Source organism: Streptomyces sp. NPDC032721, assembly GCF_055579625.1.
This window is the reverse complement of record NZ_JBVIMX010000003.1, coordinates 160489-181548: the sequence shown is the minus strand read 5'-3', so window position 1 is coordinate 181548 and position 21060 is coordinate 160489. Positions and strand designations below refer to the sequence as shown.

At 70.1% G+C, this 21060-nt stretch carries 14 protein-coding genes and 1 pseudogene; 6 read left to right on the top strand and 9 right to left on the bottom strand.

The window, feature by feature from the left end:
- The first annotated feature begins 352 nt into the window (after window positions 1-352).
- Complete coding sequence (locus ACZ5PB_RS08960) at window positions 353-1093, top strand: bestrophin-like domain (RefSeq protein WP_468689163.1); 741 nt, start codon at window positions 353-355, stop codon at window positions 1091-1093.
- A 57-nt stretch (window positions 1094-1150) separates the two neighbouring features.
- Here the strand turns inward: ACZ5PB_RS08960 and ACZ5PB_RS08955 are convergent.
- Window positions 1151-1462 (bottom strand): annotated as a pseudogene (locus ACZ5PB_RS08955) (twin-arginine translocation signal domain-containing protein); the annotation flags it as partial.
- 203 nt (window positions 1463-1665) lie between these two features.
- On the opposite strand from ACZ5PB_RS08955, the gene ACZ5PB_RS08950 reads away from it, so the two are divergent.
- Window positions 1666-2985 carry a jacalin-like lectin gene (locus tag ACZ5PB_RS08950; protein ID WP_468689161.1) on the top strand — a complete coding sequence of 440 codons (1320 nt, stop codon included), beginning with the start codon at window positions 1666-1668 and terminating at the stop codon, window positions 2983-2985.
- A gap of 207 nt (window positions 2986-3192) precedes the next feature.
- Here the strand turns inward: ACZ5PB_RS08950 and ACZ5PB_RS08945 are convergent, their stop codons facing one another.
- Window positions 3193-3849, bottom strand: coding sequence for a TetR/AcrR family transcriptional regulator (locus tag ACZ5PB_RS08945; protein ID WP_468689160.1), 657 nt, complete (start codon window positions 3847-3849; stop codon window positions 3193-3195).
- Between the two features lie 63 nt (window positions 3850-3912).
- Between ACZ5PB_RS08945 and ACZ5PB_RS08940 the strand changes: the two genes are divergently transcribed.
- A complete protein-coding gene (locus tag ACZ5PB_RS08940; RefSeq protein WP_468689158.1) occupies window positions 3913-4398 on the top strand; it encodes an SRPBCC family protein in 486 nt (161 codons plus the stop codon).
- Window positions 4399-4732: 334 nt separating this feature from the next.
- Here the strand turns inward: ACZ5PB_RS08940 and ACZ5PB_RS08935 are convergent, their stop codons facing one another.
- From ACZ5PB_RS08935 to ACZ5PB_RS08905, 7 genes are all read right to left on the bottom strand, one after another.
- Window positions 4733-5818 carry a glycoside hydrolase family 43 protein gene (locus ACZ5PB_RS08935; protein ID WP_468689562.1) on the bottom strand — a complete coding sequence of 362 codons (1086 nt, stop codon included), beginning with the start codon at window positions 5816-5818 and terminating at the stop codon, window positions 4733-4735.
- 227 nt (window positions 5819-6045) lie between these two features.
- Window positions 6046-8106, bottom strand: a complete 2061-nt coding sequence (locus ACZ5PB_RS08930) for a pectinesterase family protein (RefSeq protein WP_468689156.1) — start codon at window positions 8104-8106, stop codon at window positions 6046-6048.
- A gap of 607 nt (window positions 8107-8713) precedes the next feature.
- The gene (locus ACZ5PB_RS08925) at window positions 8714-9763 is read right to left on the bottom strand and encodes a methyltransferase (RefSeq protein WP_468689154.1); all 1050 of its coding nucleotides are present in this window, start codon (window positions 9761-9763) and stop codon (window positions 8714-8716) included.
- 187 nt (window positions 9764-9950) lie between these two features.
- The gene (locus ACZ5PB_RS08920; protein WP_468689152.1) at window positions 9951-11009 is read right to left on the bottom strand and encodes a LacI family DNA-binding transcriptional regulator; all 1059 of its coding nucleotides are present in this window, start codon (window positions 11007-11009) and stop codon (window positions 9951-9953) included.
- Window positions 11006-11917: a carbohydrate ABC transporter permease gene (locus tag ACZ5PB_RS08915; protein WP_468689151.1), complete on the bottom strand. Its 912-nt coding sequence runs from the start codon at window positions 11915-11917 to the stop codon at window positions 11006-11008. The genes ACZ5PB_RS08920 and ACZ5PB_RS08915 overlap by 4 nt, the downstream gene beginning before the upstream one ends.
- Window positions 11914-12783: a carbohydrate ABC transporter permease gene (locus ACZ5PB_RS08910; protein WP_468689560.1), complete on the bottom strand. Its 870-nt coding sequence runs from the start codon at window positions 12781-12783 to the stop codon at window positions 11914-11916. Before ACZ5PB_RS08910 ends, ACZ5PB_RS08915 begins: the two co-directional genes overlap by 4 nt.
- Before the next feature lie 218 nt (window positions 12784-13001).
- Window positions 13002-14381, bottom strand: a complete 1380-nt coding sequence (locus ACZ5PB_RS08905; protein WP_468689149.1) for an ABC transporter substrate-binding protein — start codon at window positions 14379-14381, stop codon at window positions 13002-13004.
- A gap of 183 nt (window positions 14382-14564) precedes the next feature.
- Between ACZ5PB_RS08905 and ACZ5PB_RS08900 the strand changes: the two genes are divergently transcribed.
- The 3 genes from ACZ5PB_RS08900 to ACZ5PB_RS08890 all read left to right on the top strand — a co-directional run bounded on the left by ACZ5PB_RS08900 (window position 14565) and on the right by ACZ5PB_RS08890 (window position 21037).
- Entirely contained in the window at window positions 14565-16607 is a 2043-nt protein-coding gene (locus tag ACZ5PB_RS08900; protein ID WP_468689147.1) for a beta-galactosidase, read from the top strand.
- 80 nt (window positions 16608-16687) lie between these two features.
- A complete protein-coding gene (locus tag ACZ5PB_RS08895; protein WP_468689146.1) occupies window positions 16688-18313 on the top strand; it encodes a glycoside hydrolase family 53 protein in 1626 nt (541 codons plus the stop codon).
- 171 nt (window positions 18314-18484) lie between these two features.
- Window positions 18485-21037, top strand: coding sequence for an alpha-L-arabinofuranosidase C-terminal domain-containing protein (locus ACZ5PB_RS08890; protein ID WP_468689144.1), 2553 nt, complete (start codon window positions 18485-18487; stop codon window positions 21035-21037).
- The last annotated feature ends 23 nt before the right edge of the window (window positions 21038-21060 follow it).

The following is a 21060-nucleotide window of genomic DNA, read 5'->3' as shown; positions in this document are numbered from 1 at the left end:
CGCGCCCGGCAAGCGGTCAGGCCGCCGCCGCTGGGCGTGGTGCCTCCCGATGGCCTGCCAGTCCCACCGGTCCCACCGGTCCCACCGGTCCCTCTCGCCCTGAGGCCTCCCGCGCAATCGGTCGTACCCGGTGCTTCCGCAAGGCCCCCCGCCACCCCCCTGAAAACGGCCCTTCAACCAGATCAGGCGGGCCGTCCACTGCTGAGCCGCAGTTCACGGCACGGTCACCACTCGGCGCGCCTCAGCCTGCTCACCGCCCTGTTCCTCGTCCTGATCCCCGCCGTTGTGGCAGCCGCGGTCCTGGGAGCCCGCAAGCACTGAACACTCCCTGACAAGAGAGCGGGAACCACCCATGACAGAAACCCTGGCGATCGTCCTGGGCGTCGCGATGCTCGCCGCCCTTGTCGTCCTGGTCAAGCACCGCTTCTGGCCGATGGGACCCGACGACGAACCACGCGAAGACGTCGCCGAGTACATCTCCATGATGGTCGGCGTCCTCTACGCCCTGGTACTGGGACTGGCGCTGGTCACGGCCTGGGAGACAAACGCAAGCGCCGAAGAGCACGTCCAGACCGAGGCCGGTGCCACGCACCAGATCCACCTGCTGGCCGAAGGGCTGCCCGTAGAGCAACGCATGCGACTGCAGACACGGGTGAAGACCTATGTACGGCACGTGACCGAGGTCGAGTGGCCGAACATGGCCGCGGGCAGACCACTCCCTCCGGAGGGCTGGCGTCTGTTGCGGGAAGTGCGTGCCGCCGCGCAGAGCCCCGAGGGGGCGCCCCGCGCAGAACAGACCATCGCCGAGGAGTCGCTCGTTCAGCTGGGCCTGCTGGACGGTGCCCGGCGCGGGCGCGAGGCGGACCTGGGCGAGCACCTCTCTCCGATCCTGTGGCTGGGGCTGGTTGCCGGAGGGGTGCTCACCGTCTCCTTCATGTTTCTTTTCGGAGTGCAACGGAACTTCGCACACGTGGTGATGGCCATGGGCCTCTCGGGACTCATCACCTTCATGGTGCTCCTCATTCACCAGCTGGACGAACCATTCAGCGGCTTGCTGGCCGTCGATGCCACGCCGTTCACTCGCTACTTCTGAGGAAGGCACCACACCACAGCCCTCAGCCCACCCAGCACGCCAAGCCGCTCCGTCAGGCTTGCCGGGGTGCACGAAGACCGTGCCGTGCTCGGCGGCCGGGATGTTCCATTCCAGGCCCAGGAAGACGAGGGTGTCCTCGTACGGCGACGACACTGCCGGCGGCCATTCCCGCGCCCAGCAGTCCCGCCCGGCGCAGCAGCGTGCGGCGCGACTGCTGCTGGGGGCTCAGGGCCTCGTCGGGTACGGAGGTGTCGAAGGCGGCGGACAGGCGGCTGCCGCCGCAGCGTGCGAGTGGTCATGGCCGTGATCGTGTCCGTCGTGGTGATGATGACCGTGGTGGGGATGACCGTGCGCGCGCCCGTGTCCCATGTGCCGTGCCCCTCCTGACGCCGCTGCCGTCTGCGGCTGCCTCCTGCGGCGCTGCCAAGCAGCGACTGGCGGCCGGGCACCCTGGATTCGGCGGAACGCCGCTTCCCTCACCGTGTTCCCAACTGCCCTTGCACATCTCCCTGATTGACGGAGAACCTGAACAGCACTCATCTTCTTCGCCACCCATCGGAGACGCCCCCACCATGAGAAGACTGATCGGCACGCTCGCGGCCACCGCCCTGGCCCTGACCGGCCTCACCACCACCGGCTCGACCCCCGCGGTGGCGGCCACCACCGGCACCTTCAACGTCCTCACCTACAACGTCGCGGGCCTTCCGGAGGGCATCAGCTCCGGCAACCCGGAGAAGAACACCCCGTTGATCTCACCGCTTCTGGCGGCGTACGACATCGTGAACGTCCAGGAGGACTTCAACTACCACACGGCCCTGTACGCGGGCGACAACCACCCGCACCGCACCGCGACCAGCGGTGGCGTGCCCTTCGGTGACGGTCTCAACACCCTCTCGGACTACGCCTTCGAGGACTTCCAGCGGGTGAAGTGGAACAAGTGCACCGGCACCAACTGCCTGACACCCAAAGGCTTCTCGCTGGCCCGGGTCCGCCTCGCCGAGGGCGTCTTCGTGGACCTCTACAACGTCCACACCAACGCCGACTCCACGGACGACGCACTGGCCGCCCGCCGCGCCAACGTCGAGCAGCTGTCGGACTTCATCCAGGCGAACTCGTCCGGCAATGCGGTCATCGTCATGGGTGACACGAACACCCGGTACACCCGCAGCGGTGACAACATCCGCACCCTCGCCGACGAGAACGGCCTGACGGACGCGTGGGTGCAGCTGGCCAGGAACGGGGTCCGGCCGACGCAGGGTGCGGATCCGCTGCTGTGCCCGACGACGGCGCCGCCGAACGGCTGCGAGGTCGTCGACAAGGTCCTCTACCGCGGCAGCAAGCTCCTGACGCTCGACGCCACCCGCTACAACAACGACTGGGCGTCGTTCCTGGACTCGGCGGGCGGCAACCTCTCCGACCACTTCCCGCACACGGTCGACTTCTCCTACACGCTCAACTCCCGGCTTAAGGCGAGCGACTTCTTCGGCGGCCCGCACGGCACGGCCTTCAACGACGCGGACGACCTGCCGGCGTCGGGGTCCCCGCGCACCCTGACCCTGCGCGGCAGCTCCCGCCTGGACGCGGTGGCCCTGACACACGACGGCGGCACGGCCCTCACCCACGGCGGCACGGGCGGCATGGCGACGTCCCTGACGCTGGCCTCCGGCGAGCACCTCACCGCCGTAAAGCTGACGCAGGGCCAGAAGGACGGCCGTACACGGATCTTCTCAGCGTCCTTCACCACGGACAAGGGCCGCACTCTGTCCGCCGGTACGGCGACGGCGGACTCCAAGACCTTCACGGCACCGTCCGGCTGGCAGATCGTCGGCTTCACGGGACGGGCCGGCACCGAGATCGACAAGCTGGGGGTGCTGTACGCGCCGATAGGCTGATCACCGTCACCACGGTACGGCTGACGGCCGACGGCTGTAGATCCCGGCGCACCAGCGGCCGACGGCCGAGATCGAGCACGCGAGGCCGAGCCACCCCATCTACATTCACATGCACGCCCGGTGAACGTCTCCACCCACAACGCCTCAGCCCTCAACAGCGCTGCCATACATGGGAGATGACCGGTTCGCGGCCTTGTGCAACGCCCTTTAGCTCCGTACTCCGCGGGTGACCGATTCAGGTGGAGCTGCGATCTGGCCGGTGTCCGTTTCGGCGGCAGCCGCGGTAGCCAGCAGAGTCGCCGCGCATTCCTCGATGAGGTCCTCCGAGTACGGCGGCAGTGGCTGCCCGGCGCGTAGGTGGCGGCGGACCACGGACAGGGGCAGGTCGACCAGGGCCAGGGTGATGCGCTCGTGGTCCTGTGGGCTCACCGCGCCGAGGGCTTCGGCGAGAGAGCCGAGGGAGCCGAACACGCGCTGGTTGCCCAAGTCCGCGCGCTCCTTGTGCCCCTCGGACCAGTCGGCGCGGCCGAACTCTTCGGCGCCGTAGAGGAGGAGCGAGGCTTCCTGCGGGTGGGTGCGGCTCCAGGAGACGACATGCCGGGCGGCCGCGCGGGCGGCCGGGAGGGGGTCGGGGGAGCTGTCGAGCGCGGCGAAGTACCCCTCCTGGAAGCGTCCTACGGTGCGCAGCCACACCTCGGCGAGCAGGGCCGTACGGCCGGGAAAGCGGTGGTACACGGACCCGCTCGGCGCGCCGATGGCCTGGGCGACGGCGGACATGGTCACGCCTGCCGGTCCGGCGGTGGCGGCCAGCCGGACGGCCGCGTCGAGGATCTGTTCGGTGTCGAAGCGGGGTGGTCTCGCCATGAATCAGAGAGTACCCTCCAGATTATTAGAGACTGGTCTCTAATAATCTGGAGGGGAGGACGCATGGGCGTCTACAACGTGCACGAGCGCCTGCTGGCCGCCAAGGGGAGTGAGGCGGGCGCGCTCATCGACAGTCTGTCCGGCGGCGCAGCGGACCGGCTCTGGCCGCACCCGAATTGGCCTGCGATGGAGTTCGACCGCCCACTGGCGGTCGGCGCGACCGGCGGCCACGGCCCGGTCCGCTACACGGTCACCGCGTACGTGCCCGGGACCTGGGTCCGCTTCACCTTCAGCGGGCCGCGCGGATTCCACGGCTTCCACGAGTTCACGGTGCTGCCCGTCGATGAAGAGCGCACCGTGCTGCGGCACACCCTCGCGATGAAGACCAGCGGCCTGGCACGCCTGAGCTGGCCGCTGGCATTCCGCTGGATGCACGACGCCTGCCTGGAGGACAGCCTGGACCGTGCCGAGCTCGCCTGCACGGAGACGGTGGCCCGCCCCGCCCGCTGGTCTCCGTACGTACGCCTGCTCCACGCGCTCGCACGCTAGGTCCGTACTTTGCGGGTAAGCCGTTCAGGTCTCCCACAGGGCCGCCCACGCCGACTCGACAGCCCCGGAACCGAATGCCGGATCCAACCCTGGCGCAACACTCCGGCGGGGGACGCCCGATGAGGTCGATGATCTCCCGGACGGGCAACCAGCCAAGAACCACAACAGCGCCAGGCAGGCACGGGAAGCGGCAGGCGTGCCCTCAGCAGTTCTTCACGCACCCGCCCCATGACCATGCGCCCCCTCGTCGGCGGCGGGACGTTCCAGAGGCGTGGGGCGCGTGCGCGGGCAAGCGGGATTCCGGCCGCGGGCCGACGGCCGTCGGCTGGTGCCGTCAGCCGGGGGGCCGCCCGGCGGCGGGCGCGTCGGCGACCGGGATGCCGAAGTCCGGGGTGCCGTCCGGCTTCCAGCCGAGGCGCTGGATGCGGGTATGCCGGTTGGGGTCGTTCAGCGGGTCGCCGGTGATGTCCTTGTACTGCCGCGCGTGGTAGACGAGGACGTCGGTCCTGCCGTCCTCGGCGACGGTGAAGGAGTTGTGCCCGGGACCGTACTGCCTGGTCGTCTCGTTGCTGGTGAAGACCGGCCTCGGTGACTTGGTCCAGGAGGCCGGGTCGAGCAGGTCGCTGCCCGCGCGGGCGGTGAGCAGCCCCATGCAGTAGTTGGCATCGGTGGCGCTCGCGGAGTACGTCATGAAGACGCGCCCGTTGCGCTGGAGGAACGAGGCCCCCTCGTTCACCTTGAAGCCGATGCGTTCCCAGTCGTACTCGGGTGTGGTGAGCCGGATCTGATGCCCCGTCAGAGTCCAGGGGTTCGCCATCCTGGAGAGGAACACGCCGGTGTTGCTGTCCGTGCCCGGCTCGTGCTGCGCCCAGGCGAGATAGCGCGATCCCTCGTAACGGAAGGTGGTGGCGTCCAGTGAGAAGGTGTCCCAGGCGGTGGCGATCTGCCCCTTCTCGACCCAACTCCCCTTGAACGGGTCGCGGTTCGCGTTCTCCAGGACCCACATGCGGATCTTCCACACGTCGTCGGCGGGGGCCGCGGCGAAGTAGATGTACCACTTGCCGTCGATGTGGTGGATCTCCGGCGCCCAGATGTGCGCGGCCATGTCGCCGCTCGCATGCTTGCGCCAGACGACGGACTCCTCGGCGGTCCCGATGCCGCGCAGGGTGCGCGAGCGGCGCAGGATGATGCGGTCGTACTCGGGAGCGGTGGCCGTGAAGTAGTAACGGCCGTCGGAGTGGCGGTGGATGTGCGGGTCGGCACGCTGCCGGACAAGGGGGTTGGCGTACGGCGAGGCGGCCCTGGGGGTGGCGGCGTGTGCGGCGCCGACGGGTATCGCGACCAGCGCGCCCGCGGCGGCCGCGCTCTTCAACAGGACTCTACGGCTGGGCAGTTGCCCGCCCCGGCTCGTTGGCGTCATCGACATGCCTGCTTTCACGCTTTCGGTGCGATATCGACGATTCGATATCTCGAACATCATCTGTAATACCGAACGGCGAAACGGTAAGGGCGTGCGGTCAGGAGGTCAACGGGTCTGCCGGGACGAGTCTTCGCCGGGCTCGGCGACCACCGCCGCGGCAAGGGGCTCGCGCGGGCTTCGTCCGCGCACGCGACCCCGTGGACGAAGCCCGCGTACGGCGCCCCGGGTCAGGAGCCCGGCGTCCAGTCGCCGAGCCAGTCAGCGATCTCCTGAGCGGCGGCCTGTGCGTCGGTCAGGTGCGGGCGGTCGGGTCCCGCCGCACCCGCGCCGGGGCCGGTGTTGCGGTACTCCGCGAAGCGGTCGTCCTTCCAGGAGAAGCCGCCCATGTCGGTCCACGGGGCGCGCTTGACCGCGGCGCCGAGGGTGCTGTCGCGGACCGTGGCCTGCGGGTCGAGGGAGGCGTCGCCGCCCGCGTGCCAGGGCCGCCCGAGGTGGAAGCTGTCCGCGGAGACCTCGCCGTTGACCGTGGAGCGGGTGATCAGGAAGCCCTTGCGGCCGGCGGGGGTTCTCGGCGCGGTGACGTACCCCTGTGACGTGCCGTTCCAGCGCTTCTTCAAGGTGATCACCGAGCGGTCGACGACGGCGGTGCCCCGTCCGAAGATGAAGTCGACGTTGCCCACGATGTAGGAGTTCTTGACGTAGACCCGGCCGGTCCTGTCCCTGGCGGCGGTGTCCAGGAGCAGGGTGTCCTGGTCGCCGGTGACGATCACGGAGTCGAGTACCGCTCTGTCGGCCGCGGTGCGCAGGGCGACGGCCTGGTGTCCGACGAGGTCCTGGTGGGCCTTCTCGTCGAAGTCGTTGGAGACGGTGAGGTTACGGGCCTGGAAGTCGTCGGCCTCCACCGCGAGGGTGGCGCTGCCCGCGGTGCCGTAGGTGCCCGAGCCGTCGGGCTTCGGGGTGCCCGCGGCGTTGCCGTGGACGATGACGGTGTCCTTGCGGCCGGCCCCGGTGCCCTGGATCGTGATGTGCGGCTTGTCCGCGGGCACCTTGACCGTCTCGCGGTACGTACCGGGGGCGACCCGGATCACCACGCGCGAGCCGTTCCCGGCGGGCACGGCGTTCACTGCCTGCTGCACGCCGGCGAACCGGCCGCTGCCGTCCTTGGCGACGGTGAGGACGGTGGCCGCCCCCGGCGGGGTGCCGGTCTGCGAGCCCAGCGAACTCCTGGGCCCGGCACCGGACTTCAGCAGTGCCGGTACGTCCGCCGCCCGGTCGGGCGTGTAGACGTAGTACGCCTTCGGATCGAAGGCCTTTCCGCCGCTCTCGTTGCGTCCCCGGGTGTTCTTGAAGACGTTGCCGCGCTGGACCAGGGCGGCGCTCGCATCCTTGATGACGGGGTTGTTCAGGCCCTGGAAGTAGCTGTTCTCCAGGACCATCCTCGTGCCGCCGCGCGCGTAGTTGCCGTACGACGTGGTGATGCCGGTGCCCGGGACGTCTTCGAGGAAGTTGTTGTAGAGGTGCGCGTGCGCGGCGTTGTCCGTGGAGGGGTTGCGCTGTTCGCTCTCGCGCAGCCAGTTGTGGTGGACGGTGATGTCGGTGACGACGTTCTCCGTCCAGCCGATCCCGAACGACTTGTTGTTGTCGCCGAGCCTGTTCCAGGACACCGTCACATTGGTGCTGTCCTTGCGTACGTCGATCAGCCCGTCGGCCATGTGCCGCAGGTCGTTGTGGTCGATCCAGACGTGGTGGGCACCATCCATCTGCACGGCGTCGAAGTCGTGCTCCTTGTCGTTCCAGGTGCCCTGGTAGGAGTCCCGGATCGTCAGATTGCGGAGGATGACGTTGTGCACGCCGCGGCCGAGGAAGAAGCCGCCGCCGACGATGTGGCCGGAGGTTCCGGCGCCGACGACGGTCTTGTCGGAGGCAACCTTGATCTCCTTGCCCACCGGGTTCACGGCGATGGTCCCCGCGACCACGATGACGTACGGCTCCGGAGCGGTCGCGTACCTTTCGAGCTCGGCGAACGTGCGGACGGTGACCGTCCGGCCGCCCCGTCCGCCGTACGTGCCGTTCTGGCCGAGCGCGTTGACGGAGGCGAACCCGTCGGCCACGTCGTCGGCCCACCCGGGGGCGCCCGCCGCCGACGCCCTGGGCTGCGCCTCCTCGCCGAAGACCCCGAAGACCGCGCCGTACGCCAGTACCCCGGCGGACGCCACGGCCAGCGGTACGCCGAAGGTCAGGACCGGCCTGCGCCTGCGGTGCTGCGGCTTGTGCTGATTTCCGGTCAATTTTCTCATCTGCCTTGCTTGTTGGCGGGTGCGTTCCGTACGCGTGTCAGTTGCCGCCGGGAGCCTGACAGGTTGCCGCGACCGCGCGGGAACCCCTGCGGCATCGCGGAAATCTCTGAAGCATTTCGACCGGATTCACGTTCGGAATTGCGGTCACGTTCGGGGTGCCGAATGGCAGGAGCATCCGGATTTACCTCTTCGATTCACGGGTCTTCACGCCGGGTTCCCGCCGAATGAGTATCGGCCGCTCATTCCGGCGAGGGCACGGCGGAGGGCGAGCAGATCCGCATGGCGCTCAGCCAGGGCAACGCCCCACTCGCTGTGGCCGACGAGGGAGCCATTGAAGGGGTCCGGACTTGAGGGTGCCCGGTGTGGTGACGGTGACGGGGGTGGCACCGCCCCCCACCGGTGGTGCGTTCGCCGGAGCCGACCGGGGAGGTCTCGGCGGAGGCCTGCCGCGGTGCGGGGCCGGCGGTGGCCAGGGTGGGCAGGGCGGTGCCGAGTCCGATGGCGGCGGCCACGGGCAGCACGGTACGGCGGCAGGTGCGGCCGTGGTTTCCGGTGCGGGTGCGCCGCCCGGAAGACGAAGGTTGCCGTCGTACCGCTGTCAGGCTGCCTCGGCCTCGATGAGGCTGAACGCGTGCGGGGCACCCAGCGGGGTGACCGACACGACCGAGAGGCCCGCCCTGCCGCACACCTCTTCGAAGTCCGCGCGGGTGCGTTCCCTGCCGCCCACGTTCACCAGCATGTTCAGATCGCTGAGGTAGGTGAGCCCGGGGTTGTCCGGGTCGACCAGCTCGGGCAGTACGGGCTCCACGATCAGGACGCGCCCTTCGGGCGGCAGCACCGCGCGGCAGTGGCCCAGGATGGTGACGCACTGCTCGTCGTTCCAGTCGTGCAGGATGCTCTTGATCAGGTAGAGGTCGGCCCCCTCGGGGACCGACCGGAAGAAGTCCCCGGGCACCAGGGCGCACCGCTCGGTGAGCCCGAGCCTGCGCAGCCGCTCCGGGGCCTGGGCCAGCCCCTCCGCCGTGTCGTACAGGATTCCGGCCAGCTCCGGGTACTCCTGGAGCACCGCGCTGAGGAGCGTGCCGTCGCCTCCGCCGATGTCGGCGACCCGACGGAAGCGGCCGAAGTCGTAGGCGTGCGGCAGCCTGGCGGCGGTCTCGGAGGAGGCCTGGCTCATCGCCGCGTTGAAGCGCGCCGAAAGCTCAGGACGGTCCTTGAGGTGGGCGAAGAAGTCCTTGCCGAAGACCGTGTCGAAGGTGGTCGCCCCGGTCCGTACGCCGTCGTCGAGCAGCTCCCAGCCGCGCTGCATCTCCGGCTCGGTGAACATGCCCGCCATGTCCACGAGCGAGTCCGCGCGCCCGGGGTCGAGGAGGGTTCCCGCGGGCGTCGCGCGGAAGGTGCCCGCGGCACGCTCCTCCAGCAGTCCCAGACTCGCCAGGGCCCGCAGCAGCCGGTACGTGGCCTGCTCGTGCGCCCCGGTCTCCGCGGCCACCTCGGTGGCGGACCGCTCCTTCTCGCCGAGCACCTCGAAGACCCGCAACCGGGTCGCCGCACGCACGGTCTGGGACACCATGCTGCCGAACAGGAGCTTCACCACGTGTCCGCGGTCCTCGATGCCGGCTGCTCGGATCTCGTCGTCGTTCGCCACAGGTGTTCCCCTTCGCTCCGGACGGTGCGCGCGCCACGGCACGCCGTACGGGCCGGCGCGTGCAAGTTAGGCAACCCTAACCCAGGCACTTCGGGGGATGGACGGTCTTCCGCCAACTCACCCGCGCCGTCACGCCACTTGGCCACTACGTGTACGTGCCGGACGCGGCGGGGTGTGACACGTAGGGTCAGGCGGACTCGCGGCGCACCAGCTCCGTCGGCAGGATCACCGCTGCCGGGTCCTCGCCGCCGATCCGCGCGAGCAGCACCCGTACCATCTCGGCGCTGATGCGGTCCCAGGGCTGGCGGATGGTGGTGAGGGCCGGGTCCGCGGCGATCGCGGCGGGCGAGTCGTCGAAGCCGCCGACGGCGATGTCCTCGGGGACCCGCCGCCCCGAGCGCTGGAGGGCGGTGAGGACACCCTGCGCCATCAGGTCGGAGGCGACGAACACGGCGTCCATGTCCGGGGCCCGGCGCAGCAGTTCCTCGGCCGCCGCCTGACCGCCGGCCCTGCTGTAGTCGCCCTGCACGACCAGGCGTTCGTCCGCCTCGACGCCCGCCTCGGCGAGCACCTCGCGGTAGCCCGCGAGGCGTTCGACACCGCCGGGGGTGTCCTGGGGTCCGGTGACCGTGGCGATGCGGCGCCGCCCCAGGGCCAGCAGGTGACGCACCATGTCGCGGGCGCCGTCCCGGTCGTCGGCGGCGACGTAACTCACCTTCGCCCCCTGCCCGATGGGCTTTCCGCAGGCCACCACCGGCACCCCGGCCCCGTGCAGTTCGGCGGTGACCGGGTCGCCGGAGTGACTGGAGACCAGGAGCACTCCGTCGACGTGGCCCGCGCCGATGTACCGGATGATGCGGCGCCGCTCGTCGGGCGTACCCGCGATCATCAGCAGCAGCGGGATGTCGTGCGCGGCGAGCGCCTGGGTGCAGCCGCGCAGCAGGACGTTGAAGTTGGGGTCCTCGAAGAACCGCTCCTGCGGCTCGGTGAGCAGGAAGCCCACCGAGCCCGAGCGGCCGGTGATCAGGGAGCGGGCGGCCCGGTTGACGACGTAACCGGTCTTGCGGATCGCGGCGTCGACGGCCTGCTGGGCGGCCGGGCTCACATAGTGGCCGCCGTTCAGGACGCGGGAGACCGTGCCCCGGGAGACCTCGGCCTCGCGCGCCACGTCATTGATCGTCGGCGCCCTGCGCCTGCCTTTCGCCGCACCCGCCCGGCCCGGCCGCCCCGTCTGACTCATGGTCATGACTTTACGGCTCCCGACAGCAGGTCCAGGCTCCAGAAGCGCTGGATGACCAGGAACAGCGCGATCAGCGGGACCACCGCGAGGAGTGCGCCGGTGATGACGAGGGTGTACAGCGCGGGGGTGTTGGAGCCCTGTTCGAGGAGGGTGAACAGACCGAGCGTGATCGGGAACTTCTCGTCGTCGCTGAGCATGATGTACGGCAGCAGGAAGTTGTTCCACACCGTGACGAACTGGAAGAGGAACACCGTCACCAGCCCCGGCACCATCATCGGCAGCGCGATCCGGGTGAAGATCCGCCACTCCCCCGCCCCGTCCATGCGCCCGGCCTCGACCACGTCGGCGGGCACGGCCGCGGCCGCGTAGACCCGCGAGAGGTAGACGCCGTACGGGGAGAGGATCAGCGGCAGCAGCACCGAGGCGTAGGAGTCCGTCAGGTCGGCCTCGGCCAGCAGCAGGTACTGCGGTACGGCGAGGATCACCGGCGGCATCAGGACGCCCGCCAGCAGGATGTTGAAGACGCTCTCGCGGCCCCGGAAGCGGTAGACGGCCAGCGCGTAGCCGCTGACCGCGGAGACGGCGGTGGAGAGCAGGGCGCCCAGGCCCGCGTAAAGGGCCGAGTTGGCCATCCACTGCCAGTAGACGCCGTCGCGGTAGGCGGACAGGTCACGGACGTTGTCGGTGAATCCGGTGCCCGGCCAGAACGTGAAGGTGGAGAAGAGCTCGCTGCCCGACTTGGTGGAGGCGATCACCACCCACAGCACGGGAAGCAGGCAGTAAAGGGCGCCGAGGAGCAGCGCGGCGGTGGGCAGCAGGGCGATGCGGCGGGGGCGCGCCGGCGGCCCCTGTGCGGTGCCGGGCGTGCTGCCCGCGGCCGGTGCGGACCTGCGGACGGCGGGGGTGGCGGTCATCGCGCGGCCTCCTGCTTCGTACGGGAGTTGGCGACGCGCAGGAAGCCGAAGGAGAGGGCGAGCGTGACGACGGCGATGAGGACGGCGGTGGCGGCCGCGGAGTGGATGTCGCCCTTGCCGAAGGCGTCCTGGTAGACCTTCATCAGTGGACTCCAGGTGGTGGAGACGGAGTTGGTGAGCGGTTTGAGGGTGGTGGGTTCGCTGAACACCTGGAGCGTCGCGATGATCGAGAAGAAGAAGGTGAGGACCAGCGAGGGCCACACCATCGGGATCTTGATGCGCAGCGCGATCTGGAACTGCGAGCAGCCGTCCAGTTTCGCCGCCTCGTACACCTCCAGCGGAATGGCGCGCAGCGCGGTGTAGATGACGATCATGTTGAAGCCGGTGCCGCCCCAGACGGCGATGTTGGAGAGCGCCAGGTAGAGCGGTCCGCCGTCGAGCAGGTCGGGCTGCGGGAGGCCGAGCTTGTCGAGGGCGAAGTAGAAGGGGCTGACGTCGGGGAGGTAGAGGAAGCCCCACAGAAGTGCGGCGATGACGCCGGGCACGGCGTACGGCAGGAAGATCGCGAGCCGGGTGAAGCGGGTGGACCTCACCCGGTCGGTGTCCAGGAGCAGCGCGAAGAGCAGGGCGAGGCCGAGCATCACCGGGATGACGAGGGCGCCGTAGCCGAGCACGCGCAGGGCGCCGCCCAGGAGTTCGGGGTCGGTGAGCGAGTCGGCGTAATTGCCGAGGCCCGACCAGACCTCGCTGCGGGCGCCCTTGCCGAGGCCGAGGCCCTTGACCTCGACCTCGTGCAGGCTGAGCCAGAGGGCATAGCCGATGGGCAGGGCGAAGAAGAGGGCGAACAGGGCTGCGGCGGGCAGCAGGAAGGCGTACGGGGCGCTCTTGTGACCGTACGATCTCCGGCCGCTGCGCCCGGACGGCTCCCGACTGCTGCGCCCGGACGGACCCCGACTGCCGCGCCCGGACGGACCCCGGCCGCCGGGCAGGGCACGGGGCGCGGCGCCCACGGGACCTACCCCCGCACCCTCGGGACCTGCCTCCGCGCCCTCGGCGACCGCCGCACTCGCGGCGCGCACCTCGCTCACTGTGCGACCCCGAAGCCCTGCTTCTTCAGGTCGGCGACGGTGGCGTCCTGCATGGTCTTCAGGGCGGCGCCGAAGTCGGACTTGTTCTTGGCCGCCCGGGCGAAGGCGTCCTTGAAGGAGGTGTAGGCGACGTTGACGTTCGGGCCCCAGGCGGCGGGGGCGGTGGTCTTCGAGATCTCGGCGGCCCTGGTGTAGAAGTCGGCCTGCTGGGAGAGGAACGCCGGCGGCTTGGCGAAGGCCCCGCCGGTCTGGGCGGCCGTCGCGGCCGGGTAGATGCCGCCGTTCTCGGCGAGCGCGGTGAGTGCCTTCTCGTCGGTGTTCAGCCAGGCGGCGAACTTCGCGGCGGCTTCCTGGTGCTTGCTGTCGGTGGTCACCGCCGTGGACGAGCCTCCCCAACTTCCCGTCACATGCTCGGACTTGGTCCACTGCGGGAGCGGCGCCATGGCCCACTTGCCCTTGGTGTCGGGTGCGGCGGTGGTGAGGGTGCCGGGGGCCCAGACGGCGCTGACCCAGGCGATCTGCCCACCGGTGTTGATCTTCTTGTTCCAGGCGGGGGTGTACATCGGCTGGTTGTCGATGGCGCCCTCCTTGACCAGGCCGCCCCAGAAGTCGGCGACCTTGCGCGTCGCGGCGTCGTCGATGCCGACCTGCCACTTGTCGCCCTTGTTGGTCCACCACTTGGCGCCCGCCTGCTGGGCGAGGCCCGCGAAGAGCCCGGAGTCGTTGGCGGAGAAGGTGGTGAGGTCGGCCTCGGGCGCCTTCTTCTTCAGGGTGCGGGCGGTCGTGGCGAACTCGTCCCAGGTGGTGGGGACCGTCAGGCCGTACTTCTTGAAGAGGTCGGCGCGGTAGTAGAACATCATCGGCCCCGAGTCCTGCGGGACCGCGTAGGCGGCGTCCGTGCCGAGGGTGATCTGCTGCCACACACCGTCGGCGAACTTGCCCTTGATGCCGTTCACCTGCCCGGATATGTCGGCGAGGGCGTCGTTGCTGACCAGGGTCGGCAGCGCCTGGTACTCGGCCTGGACCAGGTCGGGGGCCTTCTTCGCCTTGTGGGCGGTGAGGATCTTGGTGACCAGGGTGTCGCCGGACGCCTGCTTCTTGACCGTGACCTGGATCTGTTCCTGCTTGCCGGGGCCCTTGTTCCACAGGTCGACGACCTTGTCCATGCCGGGCGTCCAGGTCCAGTACGTCAGTGAGACCGGGCCCGCGGCGGAGTCCGTACCGTCGCCCGTGGATCCACAGGCCGTGAGGACGGCCGTGCCGAGGGTGAGGGCGAGCGAGACGGACGCGAGGCGTCCGCCCCGCACGGAACGGCCCGGCGCGAAGTGGCCCTTCGTGGATTGCCCCTGTGTGAATCGGCCCTGTGTGAAAGCCATCGAAGTCTCCCGGTTGGACGGACGCCGCCTGTGCGGGCAGGCTGCCTAGCGTCTGTGAGCGTTCACAGTAGAGAAACTTCCCGGACACTTGTCAATGGTCGTTGCTGTGCGGTTATGTGGGCTCGCCACCGCCCCATGCGTGTGTGCACGTTCCCAATTGATCGATCCCCAGGGGAGATTTACATGCCGGAGCCCACCCAGAACGGCCCCCTGAGAGCCCCGAGCGGTCTCACCGGACTCGCCTTCGGCGGGGACTACAACCCCGAGCAGTGGCCTGAATCCGTCTGGCACGAGGACGTGGCGCTCATGCGGGAGGCCGGCGTCACGATGGTGAGCGTCGGGATCTTCTCCTGGGCGCTGCTCGAACCGGCCCCGGGCGTATACGAGTTCGGCTGGCTGGACCGCGTCCTGGACCTGCTGCACGAGAACGGCATCCGGGTCGACCTGGGCACCCCGACCGTCGCGCCGCCCGCCTGGTTCTACCGCGCGCACCCCGACGCACTGCCCGTCACCGCCGACGGCACCCGTCTCGCCTTCGGCTCGCGCGGCGCCATCTGTCACAGCAACGCCGCCTACCGCGAGGCCTCCTCGCGGATCACCGAACAGCTCGCCCGCCGCTACGGCAGCCATCCGGCGCTGGCGCTGTGGCACGTCCACAACGAGTACGGGGTGCCCGTCGCCGCCTGCTACTGCGAGGGCTGCGCCGAGCACTTCCGGCGCTGGCTGCGCACCACGTACGTCAGTATCGACGCCCTCAACGAGGCCTGGGGAACGGCCTTCTGGGGCCAGCGCTACGGCTCCTTCGACGAGATCGACCCGCCCCGTACGACGCCGACCGTCGGCAATCCCGCCCAGGCCCTGGACCACCGCAGGTTCGCCGACGCCACCCTGCGCGAGAACTTCGTGCGCGAGCGCGACATCCTGCACCGCCTCGCACCCGCCGCCCCCGTCACCACCAACTTCATGACGGCACTCAGCCAGTGCGACACCATCGACTACTGGGCCTGGGGCCGCGAGGTGGACCTGGTCACCAACGACCACTATCTGATCACCGACGGCCGCCGCACCCACGTCAACCTCGCGATGGCCGCGGACCTGACGCGCTCGGTGGCGGGCGGCGCCCCCTGGCTGCTGCTCGAACACTCCACGTCCGGTGTCAGCTGGCAGCCCCGGAACCCCGCGAAGTCCCCCGGCGAGATGGCCCGCAACTCCCTCGCCCATGTGGCGCGCGGCTCCGAGGGCGCGATGTTCTTCCAGTGGCGGCAGTCACGGCGCGGTGCGGAGAAGTTCCACTCGTCGATGCTGCCGCACGCGGGAACGGACTCCCGGGTGTGGCGCGAGGTAACCGCTCTCGGCGCGGCCGTCGGCGCCCTCGGATCCGTACGGGGCGCCCGTACCGTCCCCGACGCGGCCGTGCTGTGGGACTGGCACTCCTGGTGGGCGCAGTCCCTGGAGTGGCGTCCCAGCGAGGACCACGACGCCCGCGAGCGAGCCGACTCGTACTACGAGGCGCTGTACGACCGGCACCTCACCCTCGACTTCGCCCACCCCGAGGCGGACCTGTCGGCCTATCCCCTGGTCGTCGTGCCCGCCCTGTACCTGATGACGGACGCCGCGGCCGCCAATCTGCGCACCTACGTGGAGGGCGGCGGCACGCTGCTCGTCTCGTACTTCTCCGGGGTGGTCGACGAGCACGACGCGGTGCACCCGGGGCCCGTCCCCGGCGCCCTGCGCGAGGTGCTTGGCCTGACGGTGGAGGAGTTCTCGCCGCTGCTGGCGGGCGACACCGTACGCATCACGGGCCCCGACGGCGCCGGGCTGACCGGTGACGTGTGGAGCGAGTTCGTCGTGCCGGACGGCGCCGAGACCCTGTGGACGTACGCGGACGGCATCGCCGCCGGACACCCCGCCGTGACCCGGCACCGGCTCGGCAAGGGCACTGCCTGGTACGTCTCCACCCGGCTGGACGCGACCGGGCTCGGCACCCTCCTCGACCCGGTCTGCGCGGACGCCGGTCTCGCGCCGCGCCCCGAACTGCCCCGCGACGTCGAGGTGGTGCGCCGCGAGGGCGCGGGGGGCGACCACCTGTTCGTCATCAACCACACCGCCGTCGAGGTGAAGGTGCCGCTGGACGCGCCCGGCACCGAACTGCTCACCGGCGAGCGTCACGCGGGCCATCTCGCGGTGCCCGCGGGCGCGGTCCGGGTCGTCCGCCTGAACGACTGAAGTCCCCGGCCGACCGCCCCCGGCCGATCCCACCCGGCCGACCGCCCCGACCGATCCGCCCCGAAGGGACAGCAACGACGATGTCCGAGCCTCCGCCCCACCTCACAGCCTCTACCGGCCCCACAGCCACCACCAGCCGCAGGGGCCGGTGGCGTCCGTACGCGGTCCTGACGCTGCTCCTGCTCGCAGGTCTGACCGGGCCCCTCCTCGCCGCCCCGCCCGCCCAGGCCGCCGCCGCGCTCGTCAACGGCGGCTTCGAGTCGGACGGCACGGGCACCGCCGGGCCCGTCGGCTGGTCGACGTACTCCGCCACGGGCCAGAACGCGGCCTCCTTCACCGAGGCCGGCGGCCGTGGCGGCGGTCACCGGCTCAGCCACTACGCGGCCTCGGCCTACCAGGTGGAGACGTACCAGTACCTGTCCGGCCTCACCGACGGCAAGTACACCCTGACCGCCCAGGTCCGCTCCGGCGGTGGCCAGAACTCCGCTTACCTCGCGCTCAGGAACTGCGGCAGTGCCGAGCAGCGCACCGGACTTCCGGTGTCGGGCGGCTCCTGGGTACGGATCGTCACCTCGGTCGAGGTCACCGGCGGCCGGTGCACCGTGAGCGTCAACTCCGATGCGAAGGCGGGCAATTGGCTGAACGTCGACGACCTGGCCTTCACACCGGGCGGCACCGGTGTGAGCGCCAGGGGCGCCGATGTCTCCTCGCTCCCCAAGAGCGAGGCACTCGGCGGCGGTTACCGCAGCGTCTCGGGCGCGAGCGGGGACGCGCTCGCCCTCCTCAAGTCCTCCGGCATGAACTACGCCCGTCTCAAGGTGTGGGTGAACCCGGCGGACGGCTACCACGACAAGGCCCACGTCCTCGCCATGGCCAAGCGTGTCAAGGCGCAGGGCATGAAGCTGCTCGTCGACTTCCACTACTCCGACACCTGGGCCGACCCGGGCGCCCAGAGCAGGCCCGCCGCCTGGGCGGGACACTCGTACAGCCGGCTCAAGCAGGACGTCCACGACCACACGTACGAGGTCCTGAACGCGCTGAAGGCGCAGGGCACCACGGCCGACATGGTGCAGATCGGCAACGAGATCAACGGCGGCATGCTCTGGCCGGAAGGGTCGACGGAGAACTGGCCGCAGTTGGCCGGGCTGCTCAACTCCGGGTACGAGGCGGCCAAGAAGGTCTCCGCCTCCACCACCGTCGCCCTGCACCTCGCCAAGGGCGGCGACCTGACGGGCACCCGCTGGTGGTTCGACAGCGCGGTGGCGGCCAGGGTCCGCTTCGACGCGATCGGGCTGTCCTTCTACGGGTACTGGCACGGCTCGCTCGCCGAGCTCCAGACCACCCTCGACGACGCGGCGGCCCGCTACGCCAGACCGGTGTTCGTCGCCGAGACCGCGTACCCGTTCCGGCTGGACAGCAAGGACGCGCACACCAACATCATCGACACGCCCGCCGAGCTGGTCGCCGGATACCCCGCGACGCCGGCCGGTCAGGCGGCGTGGATGCGGGACATCACGAGCGTCGTCGAGGCCGTGCCGAACGGCCGTGGCCTGGGCGTCTTCCACTGGGAGGCCACCTGGACGGCGGTCCCCGGCAACGGCTGGGACCCCGCCGATCCGGTCTCGGGCAACGGCTGGGAGAACCAGGCCCTGTTCGGCTACGACAACCGGGCGCTGCCTGCGGCGGGGTGGTTCCGGCACCGCTGAAACGGCGGGCACGGGGTGCGCCGGTCCCCGCGCGCCCTTCCGACCCCGCCCCTCACGCGCACCAACTCTCTTTCCTGTCACAGGTGTTGACGGCCACCACTCGAACATGGATCCTCTGCGAGCGAAATCCCGTACATCGTCCGAGATCTCGAACGCTTTCAGGAGCCGCCCATGTCCGCTCGACACCCGTCGTCCCCCCACCGGCGCAGGTCCGCCCTCGCGCTGGGCCTGCTGACGGCTGCCGCCCTCGTCCTCGCCCCGCCCTCCGGGGCGGCGCCGGTACCCGCCGCCGAGCCCGTCGACTACACCCTCTCCCTCGACCGTTCCCGGCCCGGTCCCGAGATCGCCGACTCGATGTACGGCGTCTTCTACGAGGACATCAACCGGGCCGCCGACGGCGGTCTCTACGCGGAGCTCGTCCAGAACCGCTCCTTCGAGTTCGACCGCGCCGACAACGTCGCGTACACCCCGATGACCGCCTGGACCCCCGAGGGCACCACCGGCAGCGCGCAGGTCGTGGACGACGCCGGACGGATGAACGAGAGGAACCGCCGCTATCTGCGACTGAAGCTGGAGAACAAGGACCGCGACACCCGCTTCGGTGTCACCAACTCCGGCTACAGCCAGGGGATTTCCGTCCGGAAGGGATCGGCGTACGAGTTCTCTGTCTGGGCCCGTACCGACCGACCGCGCGGCACCCCCCTTGCCGTCGCCCTGCGCGACGCCGCCGGAGCCACCCTCGCCGAGGCGCGGCCGGTGACGGTGCGCGGAGACCGCTGGGCGAAGTACACGGCACGGTTCACCGCCGGGGCCGACAGTGCGACGGGGCGGCTCTCCGTGACCGCCGGCGGCACCGGGACGCTCGGGCTCGACATGGTCTCGCTGTTCCCCCGGGACACGTACAAGAACCGGCCGAACGGCCTGCGCAAGGACCTCGCCGAGAAGATCGCCGCCCTGGAGCCCGGGTTCCTGCGCTTCCCGGGCGGGTGCCTGGTGAACACCGGCAGCCACCGGGCGTACGAGGCCCCGCACTTCGACCGGCGGCGCTCCTACCAGTGGAAGGACACCGTCGGACCCGTCGAGCAGCGGCCGACGAACGCCAACTTCTGGGGATACAACCAGAGTTACGGCCTCGGTTACTTCGAGTACTTCCAGTTCGCCGAGGACATCGGGGCCGAGGCCCTGCCCGTGGTGCCCGCGCTGGTCACCGGCTGCGGCGAGAACAAGGTGACCGACGACCCGGCGCTGCTGAAGCGGCACATCCAGGACACCCTCGACCTCGTCGAGTTCGCGAACGGGCCCGTGACGTCCACCTGGGGCGGCCTGCGTGCCCGGATGGGCCACCCGAAGCCGTTCGGGCTGCAGCGGCTCGAAGTCGGCAACGAGGAGAACCTCCCCGAGGACTTCTTCACCCGCTTCACCGCCTTCCGCGAGGCCATCGAGGCCAAGCACCCCGGCATCGAGGTGATCAGCAACTCGGGTCCCGACGACAGCGGTTCCGTCTTCGACCGGGCCTGGAAGCTGAACCGGGACGCGAACGTCGCGATGGTCGACGAGCACTACTACAACAGCCCGCAGTGGTTCCTGGAGAACAACGACCGCTACGACTCCTACGACCGGAAGGGCCCGAAGGTCTTCCTCGGGGAGTACGCCTCCCAGGGCAACAAGTTCTCCAACGCCCTGTCCGAGGCCGCCTTCATGACCGGCCTCGAACGCAACGCCGACGTGGTGAAACTGGCGAGCTACGCACCGCTGCTCGCCCACACGGACGCGGTGCAGTGGCGGCCGGACATGATCTGGTTCGACAACAAGCGCTCCTGGGGCTCCACCAGTTACGAGGTGCAGAAGCTGTTCATGACCAACACCGGCGACCGCGTCGTGCCGAGCCGGGCCGACGGAACGCCCGCGACGTCCGGTCCGATCACCGGTGCGGTCGGCCTGTCCACCTGGGCGACCAGTGCTTCGTACGACGACGTGCACGTGACCGGAGCCGACGGCCGCGCGCTGCTGAGTGACGACTTCTCCGGTGGCGACGGCAACTGGAAGAAGGCTTCCGGCAGGGGGAGTTGGGCCGTCGAGGACGGCGCGTACACCCAGTCGGACGCGACCGCCGAGGACACCCTCGTCACGGCAGGAGACCCCTCCTGGCAGAACTACGACCTTCAGGTGAAGGCCACGAAGAAGGCCGGACAGGAAGGCTTCCTGGTCGCCTTCGGAGTGCGCGACACCGGCAACCACTACTGGTGGAACCTGGGCGGCTGGGGCAACACCCGGTCGGCCGTGGAGAAGACCGTCGGCGGCGGCAAGCAGACCTTGATCGAGAAGCCGGCCACGATCGAGACCGGCCGCACATACGACGTGAAGGTGCAGGTCAGGGGGCGGGACGTGGCGCTCTTCCTGGACGGGAAGGAGTGGGGCCGCTTCACCGACGACAAGGTGGCGGAGCCGTTCCGGCAGGTGGTGACGCGGGACACCAAGACCGGTGAGCTGATCGTCAAGGTGGTCAACGCGCAGGCGAGCCCTGCCCGTACGGCCGTCGATCTCGGCCGGGCGCCGGGCGCGCCGACCGCCCGCGTGACCACCCTCCAGGGCGCACCGGACGCGGAGAACAGCGCCGAGGCACAGCCCGTACGGCCGCGGCAGTCGACCCTGGCGGGGGTCGGCGCCCGGTTCTCGTACACCTTCCCGGCGTACTCGGTGACGTTCCTGCGCATCAAGGAGTGACGAAGGCGGCCCGGCCCTCCCCC

Coding starts and splice junctions, on each gene's coding strand:
- ACZ5PB_RS08935 (WP_468689562.1), bottom strand. CDS start 5,818: ATGACGCCAACGAGCCGGGGCGGGCAACTGCCCAGCCGTAGAGTCCTG.
- ACZ5PB_RS08890 (WP_468689144.1), top strand. CDS start 18,485: ATGTCCGCTCGACACCCGTCGTCCCCCCACCGGCGCAGGTCCGCCCTC.
- ACZ5PB_RS08900 (WP_468689147.1), top strand. CDS start 14,565: ATGCCGGAGCCCACCCAGAACGGCCCCCTGAGAGCCCCGAGCGGTCTC.
- ACZ5PB_RS08960 (WP_468689163.1), top strand. CDS start 353: ATGACAGAAACCCTGGCGATCGTCCTGGGCGTCGCGATGCTCGCCGCC.
- ACZ5PB_RS08950 (WP_468689161.1), top strand. CDS start 1,666: ATGAGAAGACTGATCGGCACGCTCGCGGCCACCGCCCTGGCCCTGACC.
- ACZ5PB_RS08915 (WP_468689151.1), bottom strand. CDS start 11,917: ATGACCGCCACCCCCGCCGTCCGCAGGTCCGCACCGGCCGCGGGCAGC.
- ACZ5PB_RS08920 (WP_468689152.1), bottom strand. CDS start 11,009: ATGACCATGAGTCAGACGGGGCGGCCGGGCCGGGCGGGTGCGGCGAAA.
- ACZ5PB_RS08905 (WP_468689149.1), bottom strand. CDS start 14,381: ATGGCTTTCACACAGGGCCGATTCACACAGGGGCAATCCACGAAGGGC.
- ACZ5PB_RS08940 (WP_468689158.1), top strand. CDS start 3,913: ATGGGCGTCTACAACGTGCACGAGCGCCTGCTGGCCGCCAAGGGGAGT.
- ACZ5PB_RS08895 (WP_468689146.1), top strand. CDS start 16,688: ATGTCCGAGCCTCCGCCCCACCTCACAGCCTCTACCGGCCCCACAGCC.
- ACZ5PB_RS08945 (WP_468689160.1), bottom strand. CDS start 3,849: ATGGCGAGACCACCCCGCTTCGACACCGAACAGATCCTCGACGCGGCC.